The sequence below is a fragment of the Streptomyces hyderabadensis genome (genome assembly GCF_020404845.1).
Lineage (GTDB): Bacteria > Actinomycetota > Actinomycetes > Streptomycetales > Streptomycetaceae > Streptomyces > Streptomyces hyderabadensis.
Genome location: NZ_JAIOJZ010000016.1, coordinates 1 through 24,883 on the forward strand (window position 1 = coordinate 1; position 24,883 = coordinate 24,883).

Annotated in this window: 21 protein-coding genes and 1 tRNA gene; 13 read left to right on the forward strand and 9 right to left on the reverse strand. The window is 71.4% G+C overall.

Annotation, left to right across the window (positions count from 1 at the left end):
* Positions 1–762, reverse strand: a 762-nt coding sequence (locus K7854_RS14540) for a permease (RefSeq protein WP_226026898.1), incomplete at its 3' end; no start/stop codon positions are given.
* A complete protein-coding gene (gene trxB, locus K7854_RS14545; RefSeq protein WP_226026899.1) occupies positions 759–1,709 on the reverse strand; it encodes a thioredoxin-disulfide reductase in 951 nt (316 codons plus the stop codon). The genes trxB and K7854_RS14540, both read right to left, overlap by 4 nt.
* 258 nt (positions 1,710–1,967) lie before the next feature.
* On the opposite strand from trxB, the gene K7854_RS14550 reads away from it, so the two are divergent.
* The 5 genes from K7854_RS14550 to K7854_RS14570 all read left to right on the forward strand — a co-directional run bounded on the left by K7854_RS14550 (position 1,968) and on the right by K7854_RS14570 (position 7,407).
* Positions 1,968–3,125, forward strand: coding sequence for an ABC transporter ATP-binding protein (locus K7854_RS14550; protein ID WP_226026900.1), 1,158 nt, complete (start codon positions 1,968–1,970; stop codon positions 3,123–3,125).
* A 112-nt stretch (positions 3,126–3,237) separates the two neighbouring features.
* A complete protein-coding gene (locus K7854_RS14555) occupies positions 3,238–3,990 on the forward strand; it encodes a GntR family transcriptional regulator (RefSeq protein WP_226026901.1) in 753 nt (250 codons plus the stop codon).
* 260 nt (positions 3,991–4,250) lie between these two features.
* The gene (locus K7854_RS14560; protein WP_226026902.1) at positions 4,251–5,309 is read left to right on the forward strand and encodes an ABC transporter substrate-binding protein; all 1,059 of its coding nucleotides are present in this window, start codon (positions 4,251–4,253) and stop codon (positions 5,307–5,309) included.
* 235 nt (positions 5,310–5,544) lie between these two features.
* Positions 5,545–7,245, forward strand: a complete 1,701-nt coding sequence (locus tag K7854_RS14565) for an ABC transporter permease (protein WP_226026903.1) — start codon at positions 5,545–5,547, stop codon at positions 7,243–7,245.
* A gap of 67 nt (positions 7,246–7,312) precedes the next feature.
* A tRNA-Sec gene (locus K7854_RS14570) sits at positions 7,313–7,407 on the forward strand.
* A gap of 96 nt (positions 7,408–7,503) precedes the next feature.
* Here the strand turns inward: K7854_RS14570 and selB are convergent.
* Genes selB through selD form a run of 6 tightly spaced genes read right to left on the reverse strand, consistent with a single transcriptional unit; the run spans position 7,504 to position 14,898 of the window.
* Positions 7,504–9,282, reverse strand: coding sequence for a selenocysteine-specific translation elongation factor (selB, locus tag K7854_RS14575; protein ID WP_226026904.1), 1,779 nt, complete (start codon positions 9,280–9,282; stop codon positions 7,504–7,506).
* Entirely contained in the window at positions 9,273–10,628 is a 1,356-nt protein-coding gene (gene selA / locus K7854_RS14580; protein ID WP_226026905.1) for an L-seryl-tRNA(Sec) selenium transferase, read from the reverse strand. Before selA ends, selB begins: the two co-directional genes overlap by 10 nt.
* On the reverse strand, positions 10,625–11,821 hold the full coding sequence (locus K7854_RS14585) for a ferritin-like domain-containing protein (protein ID WP_226026906.1): 1,197 nt from the start codon (positions 11,819–11,821) through the stop codon (positions 10,625–10,627). The genes selA and K7854_RS14585 overlap by 4 nt, the downstream gene beginning before the upstream one ends.
* Entirely contained in the window at positions 11,799–12,653 is an 855-nt protein-coding gene (locus tag K7854_RS14590) for a phosphate/phosphite/phosphonate ABC transporter substrate-binding protein (protein WP_226026907.1), read from the reverse strand. Before K7854_RS14590 ends, K7854_RS14585 begins: the two co-directional genes overlap by 23 nt.
* Positions 12,654–12,708: 55 nt before the next feature.
* Positions 12,709–13,836 (reverse strand): acyl-CoA dehydrogenase family protein, encoded by a 1,128-nt coding sequence (locus K7854_RS14595; RefSeq protein ID WP_226026908.1) that lies wholly within the window; start codon positions 13,834–13,836, stop codon positions 12,709–12,711.
* Positions 13,837–13,872: 36 nt separating this feature from the next.
* On the reverse strand, positions 13,873–14,898 hold the full coding sequence (gene selD, locus K7854_RS14600) for a selenide, water dikinase SelD (RefSeq protein WP_226026909.1): 1,026 nt from the start codon (positions 14,896–14,898) through the stop codon (positions 13,873–13,875).
* Between the two features lie 233 nt (positions 14,899–15,131).
* Here selD and K7854_RS14605 point away from each other — a divergent pair, with 233 nt between their 5' ends.
* Positions 15,132–15,881, forward strand: coding sequence for a GntR family transcriptional regulator (locus K7854_RS14605; RefSeq protein ID WP_226026910.1), 750 nt, complete (start codon positions 15,132–15,134; stop codon positions 15,879–15,881).
* A 15-nt stretch (positions 15,882–15,896) separates the two neighbouring features.
* On the opposite strand, the gene K7854_RS14610 is transcribed toward K7854_RS14605, so the two are convergent.
* Positions 15,897–17,030, reverse strand: a complete 1,134-nt coding sequence (locus K7854_RS14610) for a lactonase family protein (RefSeq protein WP_226026911.1) — start codon at positions 17,028–17,030, stop codon at positions 15,897–15,899.
* A gap of 274 nt (positions 17,031–17,304) precedes the next feature.
* Here K7854_RS14610 and K7854_RS14615 point away from each other — a divergent pair, with 274 nt between their 5' ends.
* The 7 genes from K7854_RS14615 to K7854_RS14645 all read left to right on the forward strand — a co-directional run bounded on the left by K7854_RS14615 (position 17,305) and on the right by K7854_RS14645 (position 24,883).
* The gene (locus K7854_RS14615) at positions 17,305–18,531 is read left to right on the forward strand and encodes an FAS1-like dehydratase domain-containing protein (protein WP_226026912.1); all 1,227 of its coding nucleotides are present in this window, start codon (positions 17,305–17,307) and stop codon (positions 18,529–18,531) included.
* 11 nt (positions 18,532–18,542) lie between these two features.
* Entirely contained in the window at positions 18,543–19,757 is a 1,215-nt protein-coding gene (locus K7854_RS14620; protein ID WP_226026913.1) for an acetyl-CoA C-acetyltransferase, read from the forward strand.
* A 102-nt stretch (positions 19,758–19,859) separates the two neighbouring features.
* Positions 19,860–20,687 (forward strand): enoyl-CoA hydratase/isomerase family protein, encoded by an 828-nt coding sequence (locus K7854_RS14625; RefSeq protein ID WP_226026914.1) that lies wholly within the window; start codon positions 19,860–19,862, stop codon positions 20,685–20,687.
* A 64-nt stretch (positions 20,688–20,751) separates the two neighbouring features.
* Entirely contained in the window at positions 20,752–21,948 is a 1,197-nt protein-coding gene (locus K7854_RS14630; RefSeq protein WP_226026915.1) for a CaiB/BaiF CoA transferase family protein, read from the forward strand.
* Positions 21,948–23,174 carry a CaiB/BaiF CoA transferase family protein gene (locus K7854_RS14635; RefSeq protein WP_226026916.1) on the forward strand — a complete coding sequence of 409 codons (1,227 nt, stop codon included), beginning with the start codon at positions 21,948–21,950 and terminating at the stop codon, positions 23,172–23,174. Before K7854_RS14630 ends, K7854_RS14635 begins: the two co-directional genes overlap by 1 nt.
* 87 nt (positions 23,175–23,261) lie before the next feature.
* Entirely contained in the window at positions 23,262–24,137 is an 876-nt protein-coding gene (locus K7854_RS14640; protein WP_226026917.1) for a 3-hydroxyacyl-CoA dehydrogenase family protein, read from the forward strand.
* Positions 24,137–24,883, forward strand: a complete 747-nt coding sequence (locus K7854_RS14645; RefSeq protein WP_226026918.1) for an enoyl-CoA hydratase/isomerase family protein — start codon at positions 24,137–24,139, stop codon at positions 24,881–24,883. The genes K7854_RS14640 and K7854_RS14645 overlap by 1 nt, the downstream gene beginning before the upstream one ends.

Sequence of the window (24,883 nt, forward strand, 5' to 3'; positions counted from 1 at the left end):
CGCGACGAAGTACTCCGGGACCAGCACGGCGGCGAACCTGGCCAACGACCGCAGATAGCGCAGCGGCAGGTCACGCACGCGTAGCGGGTCCTGGCCCGGGTCTGCCGCCGGTGTCACCGCGGTGTCCGCCGGCCCCTTGGCGAACCGGGCCGCGAACGCGGTCGCGCCGAACACCAGCACCGCCCCGACCACGATGCGCACCGCGCCGAACTGCCATGGTGCCACCAGGAACAGGAACACCAGCACCGCCGGGTTCAGTACCGGGTTGCCCACCCAGTAGGCCAGGCTGGCCGCGACCGTCGCCCCCCGCTTGCGCAGGCCGACCGCGACTGGAGCGGTGCAGCAGGTGCACATCAGACTGGGCAGCGCGGCGGTGCCGCCGGCGAGGCTCTGCCCGAGCGCGGTCCGGCGGTTCAGCACGGACAGCAGCCAGGCACGCGGCACCAGCGCGTCGACCGCGGCCGCCACCAGGAGGGCCACCGTCGCGGCTTGCCACACCGACTGGAAGTAGGCGGTGGTGAAGTGCCACGCCCCCGACAGCGAGGGCGAGGAGTCCGCGCCCGCCGAGGCGAAGATCGCCGTGCCCGGCCAGGTGTGCGTCTGGCTCAGGCCCCGGGTCTTGCCGGCGTACGGCAGCCACTTGGCCCAGAGCAGACCGCCGACGAACAGCGCTGCCAGGAGGGCGACGCCCACCACACCGGCGCGGATCGAGGTGCGGGCGACTGGTCGCGCGCCGGGCGCCGGATCGACCGCCGCCGTCACAGCCGTACCGCCCCGGCGGAGGCCGCGGCCAGTGCGGAGAGGTGACGCTCGGCGTCCAGCGCCGCCTGGCAGCCGCTGCCCGCGGCGGTGATGGCCTGCCGGTAGGTGTGATCGACCAGGTCACCGGCGGCGAACACGCCCTCCAGGTTGGTGCGGGTGCCGCCGGTGGTCACCACGTATCCCTGGTCGTCCAGGTCCGTCTGGCCGCGGACCAGTTCGCTGCGCGGTTCGTGGCCGATGGCGACGAACAGGCCGCCGACGTCCAGGAGGCGCTCGTCGCCCGTCACGGTGTCGCGCAGCCGCACGCCGGTCACCCTGTCCTCGCCGGCGATGTCCACCACCTCGGAGTTCAGCGCCCACCTGATCTTGGGGTTCTGACGGGCGCGTTCGGCCATGATGGTGCTCGCGCGCAGCTCGCCGCGGCGGTGCACCACGGTGACGGAGTCGGCGAAGCGGGTGAGGAAGGCGGCCTCCTCCATCGCGGTGTCCCCGCCGCCGACGACCGCGATGTCCTTGCCCCGGAAGAAGAAGCCGTCGCAGGTGGCACACCAGGACACGCCCCGTCCGGACAGCTCCTCCTCCCTCGCCAGCCCGAGCCTGCGGTACGCCGAACCCATCGCGAGGATCACGGTGTCGGCGGTGTACTCGCCGTCGTGTGTCCGGACGGTCTTCACAGCGTCGGCCAGTTCGAGGCCGGTGGCGTCGTCGGCGACCAGTTCGGCGCCGAACCGCTCCGCCTGGGTGCGGATCAGAGTCATGAGTTCGGGGCCGAGCACCCCTTCGGGGAAACCAGGGAAGTTCTCGACCTCGGTGGTGTTCATCAGGGCCCCGCCGTTCTGGGAGCCCTCCAGGACGAGCGGTTCGAGACCCGCGCGGGCGGTGTACAGAGCGGCCGTGTATCCGGCGGGACCCGACCCTACGACGATGACGTTGCGATGTGTGCTCAACAGCGGTGCTCCTTGTGTCGGTGCGGGCCGCGACGGGTCCGCCGAGGCCCTTTGTAGCAAGGTAATTACCTACCGGCAAGCAATCATTTGTTGGGGGAATGCACGACTTCGGAGATGGTCGTACGCGGAAGGTTGACCGCGTCTCGCCCCCGGTTTACGGTCTGATCGTTCACCAATTTTGTACCACGATTTTGGGGACGATCTAGGTCCCGTGGGTGCTCGGGCGCACTCAGGGAACAGTCGACAGGGGAGTGCCGCATGGTGACCCAGGCAAGAGAAGTCAGTGATCCGGAGCAGTCGGGAACCGCGTCGGCGCCGGCCCGGTCACGCATCAGCGTGCGCAATCTGACCAAGACCTACCGCACCCGCCGCGGTGACGTCACGGCCCTGCGCAACGTCTCCATGGACGTGGACGAGGGCGAGATCATGGTTCTGCTCGGACCGAGCGGCTGCGGCAAGACGACCCTGCTGCGCTGTGTCGCCGGACTCGAGCACCCGGACGCGGGCGAGATCACGGTCAACGGCCGCACGGTGTACTCCTCGGAGCGCGGCATCTCGCTTCCGCCCGAGCGGCGCAACCTCAGCATGGTCTTCCAGTCGTACGCCCTGTGGCCGCACATGTCGGTCTTCGACAACGTGGCCTACCCGCTGCGGACGGCCAAGACGTCAGCGGACGAGGTGCGCCGGCGGGTCGGTGAGGTGTTGGACACGGTCGGGCTGGAGAAGTACGGCTCCAGCTACCCGGGACAGCTCAGCGGCGGACAGCAGCAACGGGTCTCGCTCGCCCGTGCCCTGGTGGCCAACCAGGGCGTGATCCTCTTCGACGAGCCGTTGTCGAACCTGGACGCCAAGGTCCGCGACCGCCTGCGCGAGGAACTGCTCACGCTGCAACGGAAGATCGGCTTCACGGCGCTGTACGTCACGCACGACCAGACCGAGGCCACCGGGCTCGGCGACCGCATCGCGGTCATGGAAGTGGGCACCGTGGCCCAGTTGGGAAGCCCCACCGACATCTACTACACACCTGCCTCGCGCTACGTCGCCGACTTCGTCGGCAGTGCCAACGAACTGACCGGATCGGTCGCGGAGGCCGTCGGCGACCGGGTCCGGGTCGACACGTCCGTCGGGCCGCTGCTCGGCACGCCGACGGCGGGGATGGCCAAGGGCGAGCCCGTGCGGGTGCTCTTCCGCCCCGAGCACTGCCTCATCGCGCCGGACGGGGCCGCGGCCGAGGGCAATCGGTTCAGCTGCACCGTGGAGCGCTCCACGTTCCTGGGCTCGCACGTCGAGTACAACCTCAGCGCCTCGGGCCAGCGCCTCGTCCTCAAGACCATGGACGGCAACCTGCTCGCGTCCGGAGCGAAGGTCGCGGTCAGTCTCGATCCGACCCTGGCCCGGGTCTTCCCGGCGGACTGACGGGCCGGTCCGAAGGGTCCGTGGTGAACCGCGGGCGATGGGTCCATCGGTTGTTCTACAATATGGGAGAACAAAATCGTTGGAGCCGAGTGCGGTAGAGAGCGGGTCTGGGATGAATGCGGGGCGGAAGACACCGACTGCGGCGACGCCTCGGCCGGCCGACTCCGCCGCACCGTCCGCCGTCCGGTCGAGCGGTGCGGCCCCCCGTGACCTGGCCAAGATCGAACAGGCCTATCAGCAGCTCAAGCGGGACATCATGGACGGTGTCTACAGCGCCAACGAGCGGCTGGTGGAAGCGCCGCTGGCCCGGGTCCTGAACATCAGCCGCAACACCCTGCGCACGGTCATGGCGCGCCTTGAGTACGAGGGCCTGGTCGTACTGGAGCCCAACCGTGGCGGGCGGGTGCGCTCGTTCAGCCTGGAAGAGGCGCACGACGTCCTGCGCGTGCGGGAGGCCATGGAGAGCCTGGTCGCGCGCCTCGCCGCGGAACGCGCCACCGACGAGCAGCGAGCCGGACTGCGCAGCGTCCTGGAGGCGACCGAACAGGCGCTCAAGGACGACGACATCATGCGGTACACCGCGCTGAACCGGGAGTTCCACGCCCGCGTCATCGAGGCGGCTCGAAGCCCCAAGGCCGCCTCCGTCCTGGAGTCGCTGCACTTTCCGTTGGTGAAGTACCAGTTCCAGGCGGTCATGGTCCCCGGTCGCAAGGCCGACTCGCTGGCCGAACACCACGACCTCACCAGCGCCATCGTCGCCGGCGACCCCGAGGCGGCGGAGCGTTCCGCGCGCCTGCACATCCAGCAGGTGCGCGCCACCCTGGCACGCTCCGAGGAACTCACCCGGACCAAGCCGGCCTGGTAGTCCTCGTCCCCCGCGGGCCGTCCGCAGCATCCGGCCCGCCCCGTCACCGGCCTGCCGCCATGTCGCGGCGGCCTTCTTTTTTGTCCGACGCGGCCCGGTCGACCGCTCTGCCGGCCTGCGCGGACCGCCTGTGCCACATCTGTTGACACTGGCAGGCGCCCTGATTACGGTGACCGAAATTGTTGACAAGATTGATGAACGATCTCCGTGCAGCTGTCTCACCCGGAGTGAGCAGACCCTCTAAGACGGGAGCATCGTCAATGGAGACGAACAAACGCGGCGCCGGTATCTCGCGGCGCGCGGCGCTGGGCCTGGGGCTCGGCGGGATGACCGCCCTGCTCACCGCCTGTCAGACCGCGAAGTCCGCCGAACTCCCCGCACTGCCCCGCGCCGACGCCCTCAGCGCGGACCAGCGCGAACTGCTGTCCGCCGCACGGCGCGAGGGCACCGTCACCCTCTACAGCTCGAACGACCCCTCCGTGGTGGACAACATCGTCGCCGCCATGGACCACTACGACATCAAGGTCGACTTCCAGCGTCTGAACTCCGCCCCGCTGGCCCAGCGCTACAGCGCCGAGGCCCAGGCCGGAAAGGTCGTCGCCGACGTCATCGTCACCGGCGACCCCATGTTCGCCGACGACGCCGGAGCCAACGGGTGGCTGGCCGGCATCGGCTCCCTGCCCGCCCTGGCCGAGTGGCCCGCCCGCTTCAAGACCGATCACTACCCCATATTGTCGGTCAACCCCTACTGCCTCGGGCTCAACACCGAGCTGACCGACGGCACACCGCGGGAGTGGACCTATGCGGTGGACCCGAAGTGGGAGGGCCAACTGGTGATGGCCAACCCCGCCACCACGGGCACCGTGAACCTGGCCGCCTGGAACCTGTTGCGCGAGCGGTACGGCGACGACTTCCTCCGGCAGGTCGGCGCCCGCAAACCCAACCTCTTCGACAGCGCCACCTCGGCGATGCAGCAGGTCGCCGCGGGAGCGGGCGCCGTCTTCATGCTGAGCTCGGTGGTTTCGGTGCAGGCCATGAAGAAGCTGGGCGCCCCCGTCGCGGCGGTGGTCCCGGCCGATGCCCCGACCACCGGCATCGAGTCGGCCGCCTGCGTCTCCGCCAAGGCACCCCACCCCAACGCCGCCCGGTTCCTGCTGAACTTCTTCATGACCGGCCCGGGCCAGAAGATCCTCAACCCGGTCTCGTCCTCGCCGGCCGACGCCCCCGGCACACCGGCGCTGCCCGCCAAGTTCGTGCGGCCCGACTACACGAAGGCCAAGGCGAACAAGAGCCGGCTGCTCAAGCTGCTGGACGCCTAGTCGCCCGCGCGGCCCGTCGACGGCAGGTCCCGTCCGCCCGCGCACCCCGCCCGTAAGAGCCGCGAGCCGTCCCGGCATGCCGGAACAGGCAGGCCGGGGCTCCAACCCGGACTGGAGAGTTCCATCCACCGTGAACACCGCGCCTTCCGCCCCGCCCGCATCTGAGCCGACCCCGACACCGACACCACCCGGCCCGCCCCCGGGTCGCCGCCCGCTGCGCTCCCGGCTGGGCTCCATGGACACCCTGTCCGCCGTCCTGCTGGTCCTGATCGCCCTGTTGGTGATCTACCCGATGGCCAGAACGGTCATCGGACTCTTCAGCGCCACGAGTGACTCCGGCGACCTCGGCATCGACTCGTCCCTGTTGTCCGTGCTGTGGAACACGCTGGTCGTCGTCGGCGGCGGCAGCATCCTCGCCCTGGTCTGCGGAGCCACGCTGGCCTGGATCAACGAACGCACCGACGGGGGCTTCCGCGGCCTCGGCGACTTCATGCCGGTGGCACCGCTGCTGCTGCCCGCGGTCACCGGGGTGCTGGGCTGGGTCGTCCTGCTCGACCCTCGGATCGGCCTGCTGAACGTGCTGATCCGCACCCTGCTGTCGTACGTGGGCATCGACCTCGCCGACGGCCCCATCGACATCTACTCGATGGGCGGGATGGTCGCCATCACCGGCCTTCACCTGGTCCCCGTCGTCTACCTCATCGTGTCCGCCGCCCTGCGCAACCTGGACCCGGCCATCGAGGAGGCCTCCCGCATCAACGGAGCGGGACCGCTGCGCACCGCCGTGCGCGTGACACTGCCGGCCGTCGCCCCCGCACTCGCCGGAGCATGGCTGCTCGGCATCATCAACGGCATCGGCCTCTTCTCGGTGCCCGTCATCCTCGGCACCAACGCCCGCATCGAGGTCCTGTCCGTCCGGATCTGGCGCTACCTGACCGACTACCCGTCCAACCCGGACGCCGCGCTCGTCCTCGCGGCCGGCATGCTCGTGGTGATCCTTGCGCTGCGGACCGTCCAGAAGTACCTGGTGCCGAGCGGACGCCAAGCGACCATCGGCGGACGCGGGGTGCGGGCCACTCGCATGCGGCTCGGCCCCTTCCGGCTCCTCACCCGTCTCCTGGTGGCCGGGTACATCGCGGCAGCCGTGGTCCTGCCGGTCCTCGGACTGCTCCTCGTCTCGGTCGAGCCGTTCTGGAGCATGAAGATCCGGTGGGGCCAGCTCAGTCTCGTCAACTACCAGAACGTGCTGGGCAACACCCAGACCCTGCGCTCCCTGCTGACCAGCCTGGGCCTCGCGGCGGTGTGCGCCACCGTCGCGATGCTGGTCGCGGGCTTCCTGATGCTCTATGCCCACCAGCGTCGGGGCACCGGCGGGCGTCGCAGGGGCGGAAAGCGCCGGGACGGGCAGGAAAGCGGCCACAAGCGCGTCATCGACTTCGTGACCTCGCTGCCCGCGACCATCCCGCACAGCCTCATCGGCGTCAGCTTCATCCTCGCCTTCAGCGGCAAACCCTTCGGCCTGTACGGCACGGTGTTCATCCTGCTGCTGGCCTACCTGACGATGGAGATGCCCTACGCGGCGAGCGCGGCCGGTACGGCGACGAGCGTGGTCGGCAACGAACTGGCGGAGGCCTCGCGCATCTTCGGAGCGTCCGAGCGCCGTACGGTCGGCCGGATCCTGCTGCCGCTGGTGCTTCCGGGGCTCGCCGCGGGCTGGGTACTGGTGTTCATCCACATCCTCGGCGAGGTCACCGCGTCCTCGCTGCTGTCCGGCTCGTCCAATCCCGTGGTCGGCCGGGTGCTGCTCGACCTGTGGGGCCAGGGCAATTTCCCGCAGATGACGGCCCTGGCGATTGTCATCTGGCTCATCTCCTCGGTATTCGTCCTGCTGATGCTCCGGCTGAGCAACCGGCGCTTCGCCAGGGCCACCGGCTGACCGAGGAATTCAAGCTCTCTGGATTTCCGGGAAGTTCAGCTGATAGAATTACGTCACCACGTGACAGGGAGATGTACGTGTCCTGGTGGGCGCCGCGGTCTTCAAAACCGACGAGGTCGATGACATCGGCCTGGCGGGTTCGATTCCCGTCCATCTCCGCCACGTGAAAAGTGCTTTGCTTGAATAGGGAGGGTCCGGCACCCGCGGGTGCCGGACCCTCCCTATTCATTCCAGATTCATTCCAGAAAATCGCTTGGCTCAAGTGCGTGAAATGAATCGCAGCTGCGTGTCCACCCGCCGGGTCAGCCGTCGGCGGTCCAGTTCCTCCAGCAACGGCAGCGCCACTCGGCGGGTCGTCGCCAGCGCCTGCCGCGCCTGGCCCGCGGTGAAGGGCTGCGGCAGCTCCGCGAGTACGGCCGCGGCGTGTTCGGCGGCGTCCGGCAGCAGGTAGATCGCGCCGGGCAGCTTGAGCAGGTCGCCCCGCTTGGCGCTCGCGCCCAGATGACGCTCGGTGAGGCCGGCCGCCGTCAGCTCCGCCAACTCCCAGGCGGCGAAAGGGCGGTCGGTCAAGTGGGCCACCAGCCGGTCAAGGGCCTGCTGCACCTCCGGCGGCAGGGTGAGTCCCGCCTCCTGATGGTGCACCCCCTCGCCGTCGGCCACCAGTTCGGGCCGCCTGCGCACCAAGGGCGCCAGCAGCGCCTCGTCCGGCAGACCCAGCAGTCGTACGGCGGTGGCCCCGGGGAGGCCGGGACGCAGCGGGTGCCGTGCCGCCCAGTCCTCGACCAGCCGGCCCAACTCGTCGTGCCAGCGCTCCCACACCTCGGCATCGACCAGCCAGCCGGCCTCTTCCACGGCACCGGCCGGGGTGGCCTCCCCGGCCGCCAGCGCCCCCGCCCTGACCAGTCGGGTGCGCCGTACCGCGCCGCGCACGCGTACCTCGGCCGCCGGTTCGGCCGCGCCGGACAGCCCGGCCAGCGCCCGGGCCCGCAGCCGCGCCGCCCCGCGCCTGACCAGCGCCGGGGGGAACGGGTCCAGCACCACGGCCGCGGCGGCGATTCCCACCCGCCCCGGGTCGCGCAGGAGCGCCCGCTCACCGATCCGCACGGGCACCGGCCGGGCGAGGACCAACCTCGCCGCGTCGTCGCCCAACGGGCGTACGCGCCCGGGTACGGCGGCCGACCCCAGGTGCAGGATCGCCTGCGCGGGCAGCCGCTCGATCCGGGCGTCGATCCGGACGTCCATCGAGTCCGTCACGGCCCACTGATCCGGTGCGACCAACGCGGAACCCCGCGGCACGTCCGACGGCTTCACACCCCGCAGGTTCAGGGCGACCCGCGCCACGGCATGGGCCTCGTCGACGGGTCGCTTCAGCGTTTCGATGCCCCGGACGCGCACCCGGGCGCCGGACGGGACGACCTCCACCTCGTCCCCGACGCGCACAGAACCCGTGGCCAGGGTGCCGGTGACGACGGTGCCGGCGCCCCGGACGGAGAAGGAACGGTCGACCCACAACCGGGCCGGCCGGTCCGGCGGCGGGGGCAGGGCGGCCGCCAGCCTGCCCAGCGCTGACCTCAGTTCGGACAGGCCGGTGCCGGTGACCGCGCTCACCGGCACCGCCTCGATGCCGGCCAGGCTCGTGCCCGCCAGATGGTCGCGGGCCTCCTCCTCGGCGAGTTCGGGATAGCCGAGGTCGGCCCTGGTCAGCGCCAGCACGCCGTGCCGTACCCCGAGCGCGTCGAGTGCCTCGACGTGCTCGGCGGTCTGCCGGCGCCACCCCTCGTCGGAGGCGACCACCAGCAGGACCGCGGGTACCGGTCCCATCCCGGCCAGCGTGTTGGAGAGAAACTTGCGGTGTCCGGGCACGTCGACGAAGGCGAGGCTGTCGCCGTCGTCGAGCCCGGTCCACGCGTAGCCCAGGTCGATGGTCATCCCGCGGCGGCGCTCCTCCGCCCACCGGTCGGGTTCCATGCCGGTGAGCGCGCAGATGAGGGTGGACTTGCCGTGGTCGACGTGCCCGGCGGTGGTGATCACATGCATGACGGTCCGCCCTCCGGCGCCCGGGACGCGGCGGCGAGCACGGCGCGGGCGAGCCGCTCGTCCTCGCCGTCCGGCACACACCGGGGATCCAGCAGACAGCGGCCGTCGTCGACCCGGGCGACCACGCACGGATCACCATGCCGCAGTACGGCGGCCAGGTGCGCCGGCAGTTCGACCGCCCACCCGGGCAGCGTCAGGCCGGGTGCGCCCCCGCCGCCCACCAGGCCGTCGCTCGGCACGACGGGCGCCGTCAGGCCGCCTGCGGCCAGCTCGGCGGCGAGTGCCTCGGCCCGTCGGCGCAGTCGCCCGGGATCGGCGCGCAGCGCATGTTCGGTGACCGTGGCCCCGTCGCTCACCGTGGCCTCCAGCGCGGCCAGGGTCAGCTTGTCGACCCGCAGGGCACGGGCGAGCGGATGGCGACGCAGGGCGTGCACCAGTTCCGCCCGGCCGAGGACGAGACCGGCCTGCGGTCCGCCCAGGAGTTTGTCGCCGCTCGCGGTGACCAGGCCGGCGCCCTGGGCCAGCCAGCCGGCCGCGTCCGGTTCGTCCGGCAGCAGGGGCTCGGGAGACAGCAGACCGGAGCCGATGTCCGCGACGACGGGGACGCCCAGGCCCGCCAGGTCCCGCACCGGCACGGAGGAAGTGAAGCCCTGGACGAGGAAGTTCGAGGGGTGGATCTTCAGGACGAACCCGGTGCGCGGTCCGACGGCAGCACGGTAGTCGGCCAGGTGGGTGCGGTTGGTGGTGCCCACCTCGCGCAGCCGCGCGCCGGTGCTCTCCAGCAGCTCCGGAATGCGGAACCCGTCCCCGATCTCCACCAGCTCACCCCGGCTGACGACGATCTCCCGGTCCCGGGCCAGCGCGCTGGCGGCCAGCACCAGCGCCGCCGCCCCGTTGTTGACCACCAGCGCGTCCTCCGCACGGGGCACCCGGGCCAGCAGCGCGTCCAGCGCCGCCCGGCCGCGACGGGCCCTGCTGCCGTTCCCGGTGTCGAACTCGACGTCGACGTAACCGGCGGCCACGGTCAGGGCCCGCACGGCGGCGGGGGACAGCGGGGCACGGCCCAGGTTGGTGTGCAGGACCACTCCGGTCGCGTTCAGCACCGGCCGCATCGAGCAGCCGTCCGCGGGCAACGCCTGTACGACGGCCTCCGCCACCTCCTCGGGGGGCAGCTCCCCGGCCCGGGCCCGCTGCTGTGCCCGCTGCACCTGCCGTTTGACGACATCCGGATGCAGACGTGCGCGCAGCGGGGCGACGCGGGGGTCGGCCAGTACGGCGTCGGTGCGCGGCACCCGTCGCCGCGGATCGGGGGCGGGGGAGTCCTGGCTGTTCGCTGCTGTGCTCACATGAAGTTCCGGGTGTGCAGGGCCGACAGTTCGGCGGACTCGTCGTCGGGGAAGCCGATGGCGTGCAGGCGACGCCGGCGGCCGTCGTCCATCTGGCGCTGCAACTCCTGCACCGCGTCCCAGCCGCGCCGGATCGCCGCAGGCTCCCAGGAGCCCGCGGCCAGCAGCACCAAGGAGTCGTACACCTCCTGGTTGAGTCCGGCGGTGTCGCGCAGCGCGTCGTGCCGCCGCTCCACCGCCTGCCGCAGCCGCCCGAGGAACGCCGGGTCGCTGCGGGTGACGTGCGCGGTGTGCGCGACACCGAAGGCGACGTGCCGGGCCTCGTCGCGGGCGGCGAGGCGGGTGATGCCCGCGGTCACCGGGTCGGGTGCGTGGTGGTGGAGGAAACCCAGCAGATCGACGAAGGTGCCCTCGCCCAGCACGGACAGCAGGAACGAGGCCAGGGTGAAGTCCGGCTCGCCGAGCAGCGTCTGGAGCGAGGCCCGTCCGCCGGCGCCGGAGGTGCCGGGCCGCTCGCGGTGGAGCAGGGCGCGGCGGGTGAACACCTCGACGTGCCGGGCCTCGTCGGCGACCTGGGAGGCGAGCAGTTGCATCACCTCCCGGTAGTGGGGGTGGAGGTTGGCGAGCATGCGCGCCGGAATCATCAGCGCCGCCTGCTCGTTCTCCACGAGGTACGTCATCACCTGGACCACGGCGTCCTCGATGTCGGTGGGCAACGCGTCCGGCACGGCCCAGTCGACGGCGGTCGCCGGGTCCCACTGCGAGGCCGCCGCCCGCGCGTACAGCGTGGGTGCGACGTCCGCCCACACCAGATCCCGGTCGACCCAGGCCACGTCGAGCGCGGGACCGCCCTCCTCGACCAATGCCCCGCGGGCGGCGAGGCCCCAGCGGGGATCGGCGTGCGGGTCGGCACGGTCCGCCCGGCCCGCACGCCGCGCGCCCGACCAGCGCAGCTCCTCGGCGGCGCCCTTGACGAGCACCGTCACCGGGCGGCCGTCGGTGGGCGCGGGAGCCTCGTGGTCGACGCGGTGCCCGCGGGAGCGGGCCCAGGCGCCCAGTTGCAGGGGGAGTTCCGGGTGCGCGCCCCGGACCGTGAGCCGCTCGCCGGGCCGGAGCGTGCCGAGGGCCCGCCGGACCAGCAGATGGCCGCCGTTGTCCAGGGTCAGGGACTCAAGGTCGATAGCCGCGGACACTCACGCCCCCTCGCCTGTCGTAGAACCCGGCCTCGTCGACGGCCTTCTCCAGGGCGTCGTACCGGTCGGTGCGGCCCGGCAGCCAGCGGGTCAGGCCCTCCAGGTCGAGCAGCGGGCGGGCCTCGGCGTCGGCGTAGGACATGTCGAGCAGCAGCCCCGTGAGGTGGTCCAGTGCCGCGGGGTCCGCGGAGGGGCCCGCCGCCATCACGCAGTGGTCGTAGCGGTCGGTGTGGGCGAGGACCCTGGTCGCGGCGGCGGGCAGGGTGCCCTCCTGACGGAACAGCAGCAGGTTGGAGTCGGTCATGCAGGCCGCGTCGGCCCTCCCGTCCCGCAGGGCGATCGCGGCGTCGCGTTCGCCGCCGATGTGGTCGCCGTGCAGTCCCACCCCGGTGTCGTGGCGCAGCACCTTCACGTCCGTGTCCGGCTCGAGACCGGCCGAGCGCAGCAGCGACAGGGGCAGCAGGGTCGCCTGCGGCGAGTCGACCGCACCGACCGCCACGGTCCGGCCCGCCAGGTCCGTCACCGAGGTCAGGGGCGAGTCGGCGCGGACCACCACAGCGGTGGTCAGGTCCCGGTCGGTGTCCCGCATCGTGACGGCCGTGAGTGCGGTGCCGTCGGCGTCGGCGAGGCGCCGGGAGCGGACCCAGGCCAGCGGTGAGTGCCACGCGACGTCGATCCGTCCGGCGAGCAGATCCTCCGCCTGCCGCTCGTAGTGGGCGTACAGGACGAAGTCCAGGTCGCAGTCGCGGGCCCGCAGCCAGCGGCGGAATCCCTCCCAGATGGTCACGGTCTTCGGGTCGTAGGCGACCGCGCCGAGCAGCAGTGTCTTCATGCCCTTGCCTTCGCTGTGTGGTGGTGGCGGACGGATGCCGCGGCCGTGCCGGTGCTCACGCGGGCGCGTCCAGCAGCGGCAGTCCGCACAGTGCCCGGCCGACGAAGTCGTGCAGCGCGTCGGTCGTCGGGGCCATCACCCGCGCCGCCCGGGAGTCGCGGAAGCGCCGCTCGATCGGCAGTTCCTTGCGGAACGCGGCTCCGCCGCACGCGCTCATCGCCAGGTCCGCGACCTCGGCCGCCGTTTCGTCCGCGGCGGCCTTCGCCTCCAGCACGAGCAGCTGGGCGTCAGCCCGGCCGCCGTCGACCGCGGCCACCGCGTCCGCCACCAGCGCCCCGGTGCGGTCGGTCTGGATGCGCATCCGGGCCAGCTTGGCGCGGGACGGCAGCTGCTGCGCCAGCGACTGGTCCAGGTGTTCCAGCCGGGTACCGGTGAGGTGCTCGGCCGTGGCGGCGGTGACGGCCTGGGCCAGGCCCACCCCGCACGAGGCGCTCAGCAGCAGGAACCACGGCAGCACCGCCGTCAGGGCGATGTCCAGTCCCGCGCCGTCCTCGCCGAGCAGGTCGGTGCGTGCCACCCGGACGCCGTCGGCGTGCACGGGCAACGACTCGTTGCCGCGCAGACCCAGGCCGTCGAACCGGCCCGGAAGGGATAGACCGTCCTTGCCGGCGGGCACCGTCCACAGCGACATCGGTCCGTCGGCGGCCAGCGGACGGGACGACCAGACATAGCTGTCGGCGTGCCGTGCGGAGGTCACCCAGCTCTTCCGGGCGTCCAGCACCACCTCCTCGCCGTCCGCGGTGGCGGTGGAGACCGGCTGCCAGAAGTGGCTGCGCGAGCCGGACTCGGAGAAGGCCAGCGTCGTCAGGTGCCGTCCGGCACCGATCTCCCGCAGCACGTCCTCGCGGCCGGTCGCGGTGAGTGCCGCCGTCGCCGCGTAGTGCATGGTGACCACCATGGCGGTGGACGAGCACGCCGTCGCCAGGTTGCGTACCACGTCGGTGGCGGCGCCCGGTCCGAGACCGCCGCCTCCGTACGGGGCGGGCACGGTCAGTCCGAGCACGCCCGCGGCGCCCAGCGCGTCGACGGCGTCGCTCGGGAACGCCCCTTCCGAGTCGGTCCCGGATGCCGCCGGAGCGACGATCTCCTCGATGATGCGGGTCAGTTCCTTGTGGTACGTCACGTTCGTTCCTTCACATGGCTTGGGGAGCGTGCGGGTTCAGCCGACGACCAGGGCCGAGTCCTCGGCCGGCACCAGCTCGCCGACGACGGGCGCGCCCGGGATCTCGCCCGCGACCAGCAGCCCGCCCGAGGTCTGCGCGTCGGCCAGCAGCAGGCGGTCCGTCTCGGTCACCGAGGGGGAGAAGCGGGTGTGCGGACGGACCCAGTCGAGGTTGCGGCGGGTGCCGCCGCTGACGAAGCCGTCGCGGACCGTCTCCCGCGCACCGTCCAGGTAGGGGACGGCCGCCGGGTCGATCCGGGCCGTGACCCCGGAGGCCCGGGCGAGCTTGTACGCGTGGCCCAGCAGGCCGAAGCCGGTGACGTCCGTCGCGCACCGGGCACCGGCCGCGGCGGCGGCGCGGGCGGCGTCCCGGTTCAGCGTGGTCATCGCCTCGACGGCTTGCGGGAACCGCTCGCCGGTGGTCTTGTGCCGGTTGTTGAGCACGCCGACGCCGAGCGGCTTGGTCAGGGACAAGGGCAGTCCGGCCCGCCCGGCCTCGATGCGGAACAGCCGGTCGGGATGGCCCGTGCCGGTGACGGCCAGGCCGTACTTGGGCTCGGGGTCGTCGATGCTGTGACCGCCGGCCAGATGGCAGCCCGCGGCCCGGGTCACGTCCAGGCCGCCGCGCAGGACCTCGGCGGCCAGCTCCACGGGCAGGACGTCGCGCGGCCAGCCCAGGAGGTTGACGGCCAGCACCGGCGTGCCGCCCATCGCGTAGACGTCGGACAGCGCGTTGGCCGCCGCGATCCGCCCCCAGTCATAGGCGTCGTCGACTACGGGGGTGAAGAAGTCGGACGTCAGGATCAGCGCCGTGCCGGAGTTCAGCCGGACCGCTGCGGCGTCGTCGCCGTGGTCCAGGCCCACCAGCAGTTCGTGGCCGGCGCCGGGGAGGCCGGGCAGGGCCAGGCCGGCGACCATGCGCTCCAGCTCACCGGGCGGAATCTTGCACGCGCAGCCGCCGCCGTGGGCGAACTGCGTCAAGCGGACGGTGCTCGCGGTCGACGCCGTGTCCGTGCCGCTCACCGGTGGATCGCCAGACCCAGGCCGACCGCACGTATGCACATCATGCTCACCTCACCGTTCGAGTGCGTGCCCGGAACTCTAATCAGATACATGCCTGTCGGCAAGCAATGAATTCTGGCGTCATCACGGCTGTCGGTGGCTGTCGTGCGGCGTGGGATCGGAGCCGTGGCGGGCTCTGGCCCGGCGGCCAGGTGTCCTACGATTGAGCGGAACGATCTGGTTTCGATGGTGTGGTGAACGAAAGGGAGGGCGCGATGGCCGGGGGCGGCTCCGCTCGGCGTGAGGGCACGGCGACCGGCCCGGACGCGGGCGCCGAGTCCACGCGCGACTCCGCGAAGATCGACCGGGCCTGCCGGCAACTGCGCAAGGACATCATGGAAGGGGTGTACAGCCCCAACCAGCGCCTGGTGGAAGCCCCGTTGACGCGGGAGCTGGGCATCAGTCGCAACACCCTGCGCACGGTCATGGCGCGACTCGAGTACGAGGGACTGATCGTGCTGGAGCCCAACCGGGGCGGCCGGGTGCGCTCCTTCAGCCTGGAAGAGGCCCGGGATCTGCTGCGGGTGCGGGAGGTGGTCGAGGCGCTGGTCGCCGGGCTGGCCGCCGAGCGTGCCACCGAGGAGCAGCGGTCCGGGCTGCGCGCCGTGGTGGAGGAGGCCCAGGCCGCCCTCGACGCCGACGATCTGATGCGGTTCACCGAGATGAACGGCAAGTTCCACGTCGACGTCATCGAGGCGGCCGGCAGCCCCAAGGCCGCCGACGTGCTGGAGTCGCTGCACTTCCCGCTGGTGAAGTTCCAGTTTCAGTCGGTGCTGGTCCCCGGCCGCAAGACCGAATCCCTCGCCGAGCACCGTGCGTTGATGGAAGCGATCGTGGCCGGTGACGTGGAGGGCGCGGAACGGAGTGCTCGGCAGCACATCCAGCGGGTACGCGCCACGCTGGACAAGTGCGGGCCGCCGGTTCCGTTGCCGGTGGGCCGCTGACGATCCGCCCGAGCCTCAGGGGCGCGGCGTCGCGAAGTGCAGGCAGACCGGCACCGGGGTCGAGAAGGCCCGGCCGGTCGGCCGCGGTGCGCCGGTCAGGGCGTCGATGTCGAAGCGGGTGACGGTACCGCTGCCCTGGTTGCCGACGTACAGCCGGGTGCCGTCCGGCCCGATGGTGAGGCTGCGCGGCACCTCGCCCCCCGAGTGGACCCGCCCGCGCGGGGTGAGCCGCCCGCTGTCCTGGTCGATCGCGAACCAGACGAGACTGTCGACGCCGCGCTCCTCGGGCTCGGCGCTCGTACCCCGGCTACGCGTCGTGACGTACAGGAAGTCTCCCCTCGGGTGGACGGCCAGACCGGCCGCCGACCGGTAGCCGGTGACCTCGTCCGGCAGGGTCGCCACGGTCTGCAGCGCGCGCAGCGCCGCGGTCCCGGCGTCGTAGGAGAACACCGTGACGGTGGCGGACATCTCGTTGACGAGGTAGACGAACCGGGCGGACGGATGAAACGCCGCGTGTCTGGGCCCGGAACCGGGCGGCAGGCGTATGTCGCGATCGGGGTGCGGCACCAGCCTGCCCTGCGCACCGTCCAGTTCGTAGACGACGACGGAGTCGGTGCCGAGGTCGGGGACGAGCACGAAACGGTTGGCCGGGTCGAGGACGACCGCATGGGCGTGCGCGCCGGCCTGCCGCCGCGGGTGCACGCTCGATCCCCGGTGGTGGTGGACGTCCAGGGCCGGGCCGAGCCGGCCGTCCGGCTCGATCGGGAACAGGTGCACCGTGCCCGAGTGAAAGGCAGAGGCGAGCAGGAACCTGCCGGTCGCGTCGACCACGCAGTGGCAGACCGAGGCGCCGGCCGGCCGGGAGCCCAGCGGCGACAGCCGGCCGTTCGCCGGGTCGATCGCGAAGGCGCTCACGCCGCCGCCGGGCCGCCCCTCGAATTCCGATACCTCGTTGGCCGCGTACAGGAATCGCCCGCCGGGATGTGTCGTCACCCAGCCGGGGCGTGGTGTCGGAGCCAGGCCGGCCGGAGACATTTCTCCCGTCTCCGGGTCGTGCCCCCATGCGTACACACCGAAAGCGGTGTCGGCCGGGTCGGAACGGTAGGCCCTGGGAAAGGTGCCGACGTAGAGGAATTCAGTAGCGCTCACCGCGCGAATATAAGCCCCGCCATCCGCGGACGGAAGCGCCGTCGGAGCGCTTCGCCGGGCCGCTCGTGGTGAGCCGCGGACCCGGCCGGAGGGGTCCGTGCCCGACTTCGGCGCTGGTCAAGGCCCCTTTGGAGCTCACCCCTGTTGACCGTCGCGGCGGCGAAGCACTACAGTCAGGATCGTTCACCAATCTTGGTCACAACTTTTGTTCCATGCATGTGCGTGTTTTTGACGCATTCACTTTCACCGAAGCAGCAGGGACGGATGACGCCGTATGAACAACGACGCCGCAGAGTCGGACTGGGACGACCTCAGCGACTCGGAATGGAACAAGAAACTGGACGAGCGCATCGCCAGGTTCAATGAGGAACGCGGGTCCATCAAGACCCCTCCGCCGCCGCACGCCATCATGGACAACGAGTACGAGCGCGGCATCAACAACAAGCTGGTCACCGAAGACCTGATCCGCCACTACGCGGACGCCATCGGCGACCCCAACCCGCTGTGGCGCGACCCCTCGTACGCGGCCGGGACCCGGTGGGGCGGGATCATCGCCCCGCCGACCTTCGAGTCCTGCATCTCCTTCGGTTCGTCCTTCGGCGGACGGCTGCGGGTGCCCGGAGTGGCCCGCCTCGCCGCCGGCAACAAGCACGACTACTTCAAGCCGTTCCGCCCGGGTGACGAGTTCAGCGTCCACGACAAGTACCTCGGCTTCGAGGAGAAGAAGGTCGACGGCAAGCCGTACCGGATGTTCATCGAGAGCGTCCCGCGGTACTTCGTCAACCAGCGTGACGAGACGATAGCCGTGGCCACCGGCCGCAACATCTACATGGCGACCCCGCCGAGCAAGCGCAGGAAGAAGACCGACGGTGACGGCGGCCTCTACCGTGACAAGCAGCGCCACCACTTCGAGCCCGCGGAACTGGAGGCGATCCACCGGGACTTCGACGACCAGCTCGCCGGAGTCGGCCGCCGCGGCGCCACGGTGCGTTACTGGGAGGACGTCGTCGAGGGCGAGGAGATCCGCCCCGTCGCCAAGGGCGTCTACGACGTCTGCGACGCCTGCGCCCGCACGGTGGTGAGCACCTACACCTACGCCTTCGCCATCAAGTGGGCGGCGATGCGCGGCCACCTCCAGCACCACCCCGTCGATCCGGAGACCGGCGAGCACCGGTTCCGCCGCGACTGGCACTACGAGGACCACGCGGCCCGCCTGTTCGGTGTCCCCTACGCCAACGTCGGCGGCATCCACAACGAGATGATGCTCGTACACCTGGTCACCGACTGGATGGGCGACGACGGATTCGTCCGCTCCATGGACTCCCAGGACCGGCGGATGAACTTCCTCGGCGACGCGACCTGGGTCAAGGGCCGGGTGACCCGGAAGTACGTCGAGGACGGCGACCACCTCGTCGACGTGCACGTGTGGGGCGAGAACCAGGACGGGGTCGTCCACACCAAGGCGGACGTCGTCGTCAAGCTGGTCTGCCGGGCCGAGTGAGCGCCCCCGTCATGCGCGACGCGGTGATCTGCGAACCGGTCCGCACCCCGGTCGGCCGGTTCGGCGGTGCGCTGAAGAGCGTGACTGCGGCCGAGCTCGGCACCGTGGCCCTGCGCGGACTGCTGGAGCGCACCGGACTCGACCCGGCCGCCGTCGACGACGTCGTCCTCGGGCACGGTTACCCCAGCGGCGACGCCCCGGCGATCGGCCGGGTGGTGGCCCTGGACGCCGGTCTGCCGGTCACGGTGCCCGGCCTCCAGGTCGACCGGCGCTGTGGCTCCGGGCTGCAGGCCGTGCTCCAGGCGGCGATGCAGATCCAGGTCGGCGCCGGCGACCTGATCGTCGCCGGCGGCGCGGAGAGTATGAGCAACGTCGCCTTCTACACGACCGACATGCGCTGGGGCGTCAAGGGCCGGGGTGTGATGCTGCACGACGGCCTCGCCCGAGGCCGTGTCACGGCGGGCGGCCGTAACCATCCGGTGCCGGGAGGCATGCTGGAGACCGCCGAGAACCTGCGGCGCGCCTACCGCATCGGCCGCGCGGAACAGGACGGTCTGGCGCTCCTCTCCCATCAGCGGGCCGTCACCGCGCAGACGGAGGGGGTGTTCGCCGAGGAGATCATCCCGGTACCGGTCGTCACGCGTGCCGGTGAGGTCCTCGTGGACACTGACGAACACCCGCGCCCCGATGCCTCGTTGGAGTCCCTGTCCCGGCTGCGCCCGGTGTTCGGTGCGGACGACCCCGAGGCGACGGTGACGGCCGGCAACGCCAGTGGGCAGAACGACGGCGCCGCCGTCTGTGTGGTCACCCACCCGGCGCGGGCCGCTGAACTCGGTCTGCGACCCATCCTGCGGCTCGTGGCCTGGGGGTCGGCCGGGGTGGCCCCCGAGACGATGGGCCTCGGCCCGGTCCCCGCCACGGCCGTCGCCCTCGACCGAGCCGGTCTGAAGCTGTCGCAGATGGACCTGATCGAGCTGAACGAGGCGTTCGCGGCGCAGGTGCTCGCCTGCACCCGGGAATGGGGCCTGGGCACCCAGGACTTCGAACGGCTCAACGTACGCGGCTCCGGCATCTCGCTCGGCCACCCGGTCGGGGCCACGGGGGCGCGCATCCTGACCACGCTCGCACGGGAGATGGACCGGCGCGAGGCCCGCTACGGCCTGGAGACCATGTGTGCGGGCGGCGGCCAGGGGCTCGCCGCCGTGTTCGAACGCGTGACGGCCTGACGGGCGATGTCCGAAGCCCTCTGTGCGGAAGCCCGATGCCGGATGCACCCCGCGGCCCATCGAACACCCACCGGCCACTGGCCACCGACCCAGGAGACACCCATGCACCAGGCTCCCGAGATGGAGACCATAGACCTGCGCGTCGAGGACGGCATCGGCATCCTGAGCCTCAACCGTCCGCGGGTGCGCAACGCGATCGACGGACAGATGCGCGCCGACCTGCGCGCCGCCGTGGACCACGTCGCCGCCGACCAGTCGATCCGGGCACTGGTGCTCACCGGGGCGGGCAGCGCCTTCTGCGCCGGCGGCGACATCCGGGGCATGCAGGAGCGACTCGACCAGGGCGCCGCCGCGGGCGAGATCGGCTGGCGCCGCCAGCGCGGCCTGCACGAAACCCTCGGCAAGCTCTACCACCTGGACCGACCCACCGTCGCCGCAGTCAACGGTCCTGCCACCGGCCTCGGTCTCGACCTGGCTCTCACCTGCGACTTCGTCTGGATGGCCGACACCGCCACGGTGGCCGCGAGCTTCATCAAGCGCGGTCTGGTGCCGGACGGCGGAGGGCTGTTCCACCTGCCGCGCCGCGTCGGGGTGGCAGCCGCGAAGGAGCTCGTCTACTCCGGCCGGGCGGTCGCCGCCGAGGAGGCTCTCGCCCTCGGACTGGCCGACCGGGCGCTGCCGTCGGCCGACCTGCTGGACGCCGCCGTGGCCTGGCTGCGCGAGCTGGGCCGGCTGCCACGCACCGCGCAGGCACTGGCCAAGAGCGTACTGAACCGAAGCATGGAACTCAGCCTGGAAGAGGTCAACACCCTGGGCAGCCAGGCGCAGGCCTTCTGCTACGGCTCCGCCGAACACCAGGACTCCGTACGGGCGTTCCTCGCCGACCGCGCCCGCGCCGCCGCCGCGAAGGCGCAGAAGGCCCGCACCTGAAGTGCGTGAGCCACCGCACCCGTCACCTCCGCTCGACAAGGGACCCACGATGTCACAAGGACCCATGAGTCACCTGAAGGTCGTCGAACTCGCCGACCTGGTGGCCGCGCCGTACTGCGGCAAGCTGCTCGCCGACTTCGGTGCCGACGTCATCAAGGTGGAACCGCCACAGCACGGCGACGAGGCGCGCCGGCGCGGCCCGTTCCCGGACGACGCGCCGGACCCCGAGCGTTCCGGTCTCTTCCTCTACCTCAACACCAACAAGCGCGGCGTCACCCTCGACCTCGGTTCCGAGCAGGGGCGTGAGCTGTTCAGGCGACTGGTCGCCGACGCCGACGTACTGATCGAGGACCGCACGCCAGGAGAACTGGCACGCCTCGGACTGGACTTCCAGGCCCTGCGGAAGATCAACCCGCGGTTGATCGTCACCTCCGTCACCCCGTTCGGGCAGACCGGCCCCTGGGCCGGATACAAGTCCCGTCACCTCACCACCTTCCACGCGAGCGGTCAGGGCTACCTGCTGCCCATGAACTCCCCGGACCTGACCCGCGAACCGGTGCGAGGCGCCGGCTACCTCGGGGAGTACGACGCCGGGGTCACCGCCGCCATCGGCACCCTCGGCGCGGTGTTCAAGCGCGGCCGGGGCGGCCCCGGACAACACATCGACGTCTCCAAGCAGCACGCCGTGATGCACCTGGAGAAGTCCCAGCTCCGCCGCTACGTCGACGACGGCGTCGCCCCCGACCGCACCGGCATGGGCCGGCTGCTGGAGACCCTGGTCACCGGCAAGGACGGCCGCTACGTCCTGATCATCCTGTCGTCCCAGATCCAGTGGAAGGGCCTGTACAAGGCGATGGGCGAGCCCGAATGGGCCGCGCGGCCCCCGTTCGACACCCAGGCAGGACGTTCCGCCAACTACCCCGAACTCCGCCGTCGCCTCCAGGCATGGGCCGACGGCCACACCGCCGAGGAGATCTTCCACAAGATCCAGGCGTGCAAGAGCGCGAGCGCCCCCGTGTACGACGCCGAAGCGTTCCTGCAGTCACCACAGCTTGCGGCACGGGACTACCTCGTCGAGTACGAGCACCCGGCGGCCGGCCGGCTCACGCACCCCGGGCGCCCCTACAAGTTCTCCAACGTCTCCTGGCAGGGCGAACGGCCCGCACCGCTGCTGGGCCAGCACAACGACGAAGTCTTCGGCCGACACCTCGGCTGCTCCCAGGACGATCTGGCCAAGTTCCGTGAAGCAGGTGTGATCTAGTGAGTGACAACGCAACCTCCCGCCCGGGCCCGCTGCAAGGCGTGCGCGTCATCGACTTCGGCTGGGTGCTGGCGGGACCGTACGCCACGATGCTCCTCAGCTACCTCGGCGCTGAGGTCATCAAGGTCGAGAGCCGCCGTCGCGTCGACGAACAGCGCATCGCGCACCGCGCCGGCCTGAGCGAAGAGGTGGAGGCCTCCTCCAACTTCCTCGAGGTGAACCTCGGCAAGGGCAGCGTCTCGCTGAACATCGCCACCCCCGAGGGTGCCGAACTGGCTCGTCGCCTCGTGGCCACCGCCGACGTCGCGATCGAGAACATGCGTCCCGGCGTGATGGACCGACTCGGCCTCGGCTACGACGCACTCTCCGAGGTCAAGCCGGACCTGATCATGGTGTCGATCTCCGGGTGGGGCGCCACCGGTCCCCTGCGGGACTACACCGCCTACGCGCCCTGCTTCTCCTCCTACAGCGGCCTGGCCCACCTGACCGGCTACGCCGACGGGGAGCCGGGCACCGGCACCAGTTCCAACGACGCCCGCGCCGGCACCGCCGCCGCGTTCGCCATCCTGATGGCGCTGAACATCCGGGAGCGTACCGGCGAGGGGCAGTACATCGATCTGGCGGCGAGCCTGGCACTCAACGCCTTGGTCGGTGACTCGGTGCTGGAGTACGCGATGACGGGCGAATCGCCCGCCCGCGACGGCAACCGCGACCGGCTGATGGCGCCGCACAACGTGTATCGCTGCAAGGGTGAGGACCGCTGGATCAGCATCGCCGTCGGCGACGACACCGAGTGGGCGAAGCTCCGCGAGACGATGGGTGACCCGCCTTGGGCGGCCGATGAGACCTTCGCCACCGCCGCCGGCCGCCGGGCCGAGGAGGACCGGCTCGACGCGCTCCTTGAGGAGTGGACCCTCCAGTACGAGCCGATGGAGCTCACGGAGTTGCTGCAGAGCCGTGGAGTGGCCGCCATGCCTTCCTTCAGCGCGGAGGAACTGTTCAACAGCCCGCACCTGGTGGAGCGCGGCGCCGTCACCGAGGTCGCGCACCCCGTCCTCGGCCGGCGCCAGGCGGTCAGCCCGCCGTGGAAGCTGTCCGAGACACCCGCCTCGATCCGGTCCACCGCTCCGCTGCTCGGCCAGAGCAACGACGAGGTCTTCGGCCGACTGCTCGGACTGCCCGCCGAGGAGATCGAACGCCTGAAGAAGGCCAAGGTCATCTACTGAGCCCCGCTGTCCGGCCCCGCCGTAACGAGGTGCCCGCTCCACGCGGGGCCGGACAGCGGTCCACCGCCACGAACGGAACACACCGCCATGGAAGCTGCACACGACAACCCCACTCCCACCCGATGCGGCGTGGTCGGTGGAGGACGCATGGGAGCGGGTATCGCCCACGCCCTGCTGCTGGCCGGCGCCCACGTCGTCCTCGTCGAACGCGACGAGGAGGCGGCCGAGGCGGCCCGGGGCCGGGTGGCCCGCGCGGTGGACGGCAGCGTGACCCGGGGCCGTGTCGCCGACGCCGCACCGCTCCTCGCCCGCCTGGCCACCGCGACCGACACCAAGGACCTGGCGGACACCGCACTGGTCGTCGAGGCCGTGCCCGAGGATCTCGGGCTCAAGACCGACACGTTCCGGCGGATCACCGGCGCGGTCGCCGCCGACACCGTGATCGCCAGCAACACCAGCAGCATCTCCCTCGACCTTCTCGCCGACGCCGTCGAACACCCCGAACGGGTCATCGGGCTGCACTTCTTCAACCCGGTACCGGCCAGCAAACTCGTCGAGGTCGTGGTCGGTGACCGCACTGCGGACGACCTGCGGCAACGGGCCGAGGAATGGGTCCGTTCCTGGGGCAAGACCCCCGTCACCGTGCGGAACGCGCCCGGCTTCGCCAGCAGCAGGCTTGGCGTCGCCGTCGGCCTCGAAGCGATCCGCATGCTGGAGGAGGGCGTTGCCTCCGCCGAGGACATCGACGCAGCCATGACTCTCGGATACGGCTTCCCCATGGGCCCGTTGCGCCTGACCGACCTGGTCGGGGTCGATGTACGGCTAGGCATCGCCCGCTATCTGGAGAGGGAACTCGGCCCGCGCTTCGCGCCGCCCCGGCTGATGGCCGACATGGTCGAACGCGGCGAACTGGGCCGCAAGAGCGGGCGCGGCTTCTACGACTGGACCCGGGAGGGTGACTGATGGGCGAGCACTACCCCCACCTGCGTGTCGAGGATCTCGACGACCGGCTCGTGGTCACCCTCGACCGGCCCGAGGTCCGCAACGCCATCGACACAGCCATGGTCGAGAGCCTGCACCGGATCTGCGCCGGCCTCGAACACACCCCCCGCCCCCTGATCCTCACCGGGGGACCCGACATCTTCGCGGCCGGCGCAGACATCGCCCAGCTGCGGACACGCGGCCCATCCGACGCCCTGGCAGGCATCAACAGCGCCCTCTTCCACCGGATCGCCGCCTTGCCCATGCCCACGGTCGCCGCGGTAGCCGGACCCGCCATCGGCGGCGGCGCCGAACTCGCCTACGCCTGTGACTTCCGCATCGGCACCGACCGCACCAGATTCGGCAACCCGGAGGGGCAACTCGGAATTCTCGCGGCGGCGGGCGCCGCCTGGCGACTGCCCGAACTGGTGGGGGAACAGCTCGCCAAAGAGATTCTGCTCACCGGCCGGACCCTGAACGCGGCTGAGGCACTGGACGTACGCCTGCTCAACGAGGTCGTCGACGCCGACGCGCTCATCGCGACGGCGCACGCCTGGGTCGACCGCATGCTGCGCAACGCCCCGCTGGCACTCCAGCTGGCCAAGACCGCGCTGCGCGCTCCACGCGAGGCGCACCCCGTGCTCGACAACGTCGTCCAGGCGGTGCTGTTCGAGACGGACGAGAAGGCGCGGCGCATGGACGCTTTCCTCTCGCGGCGCCGCGCCTGA

Bases quoted from the DNA above. Each gene is read 5' to 3' on its own strand.
- K7854_RS14550 (WP_226026900.1), top strand. From the start codon at position 1,968: ATGGTGACCCAGGCAAGAGAAGTCAGTGATCCGGAGCAGTCGGGAACC.
- K7854_RS14555 (WP_226026901.1), top strand. From the start codon at position 3,238: ATGAATGCGGGGCGGAAGACACCGACTGCGGCGACGCCTCGGCCGGCC.
- K7854_RS14560 (WP_226026902.1), top strand. From the start codon at position 4,251: ATGGAGACGAACAAACGCGGCGCCGGTATCTCGCGGCGCGCGGCGCTG.
- K7854_RS14565 (WP_226026903.1), top strand. From the start codon at position 5,545: ATGGACACCCTGTCCGCCGTCCTGCTGGTCCTGATCGCCCTGTTGGTG.
- selB (WP_226026904.1), bottom strand. From the start codon at position 9,282: ATGCATGTGATCACCACCGCCGGGCACGTCGACCACGGCAAGTCCACC.
- K7854_RS14590 (WP_226026907.1), bottom strand. From the start codon at position 12,653: ATGAAGACACTGCTGCTCGGCGCGGTCGCCTACGACCCGAAGACCGTG.
- K7854_RS14615 (WP_226026912.1), top strand. From the start codon at position 17,305: ATGAACAACGACGCCGCAGAGTCGGACTGGGACGACCTCAGCGACTCG.
- K7854_RS14620 (WP_226026913.1), top strand. From the start codon at position 18,543: ATGCGCGACGCGGTGATCTGCGAACCGGTCCGCACCCCGGTCGGCCGG.
- K7854_RS14625 (WP_226026914.1), top strand. From the start codon at position 19,860: ATGCACCAGGCTCCCGAGATGGAGACCATAGACCTGCGCGTCGAGGAC.
- K7854_RS14630 (WP_226026915.1), top strand. From the start codon at position 20,752: ATGAGTCACCTGAAGGTCGTCGAACTCGCCGACCTGGTGGCCGCGCCG.
- K7854_RS14640 (WP_226026917.1), top strand. From the start codon at position 23,262: ATGGAAGCTGCACACGACAACCCCACTCCCACCCGATGCGGCGTGGTC.
- K7854_RS14645 (WP_226026918.1), top strand. From the start codon at position 24,137: ATGGGCGAGCACTACCCCCACCTGCGTGTCGAGGATCTCGACGACCGG.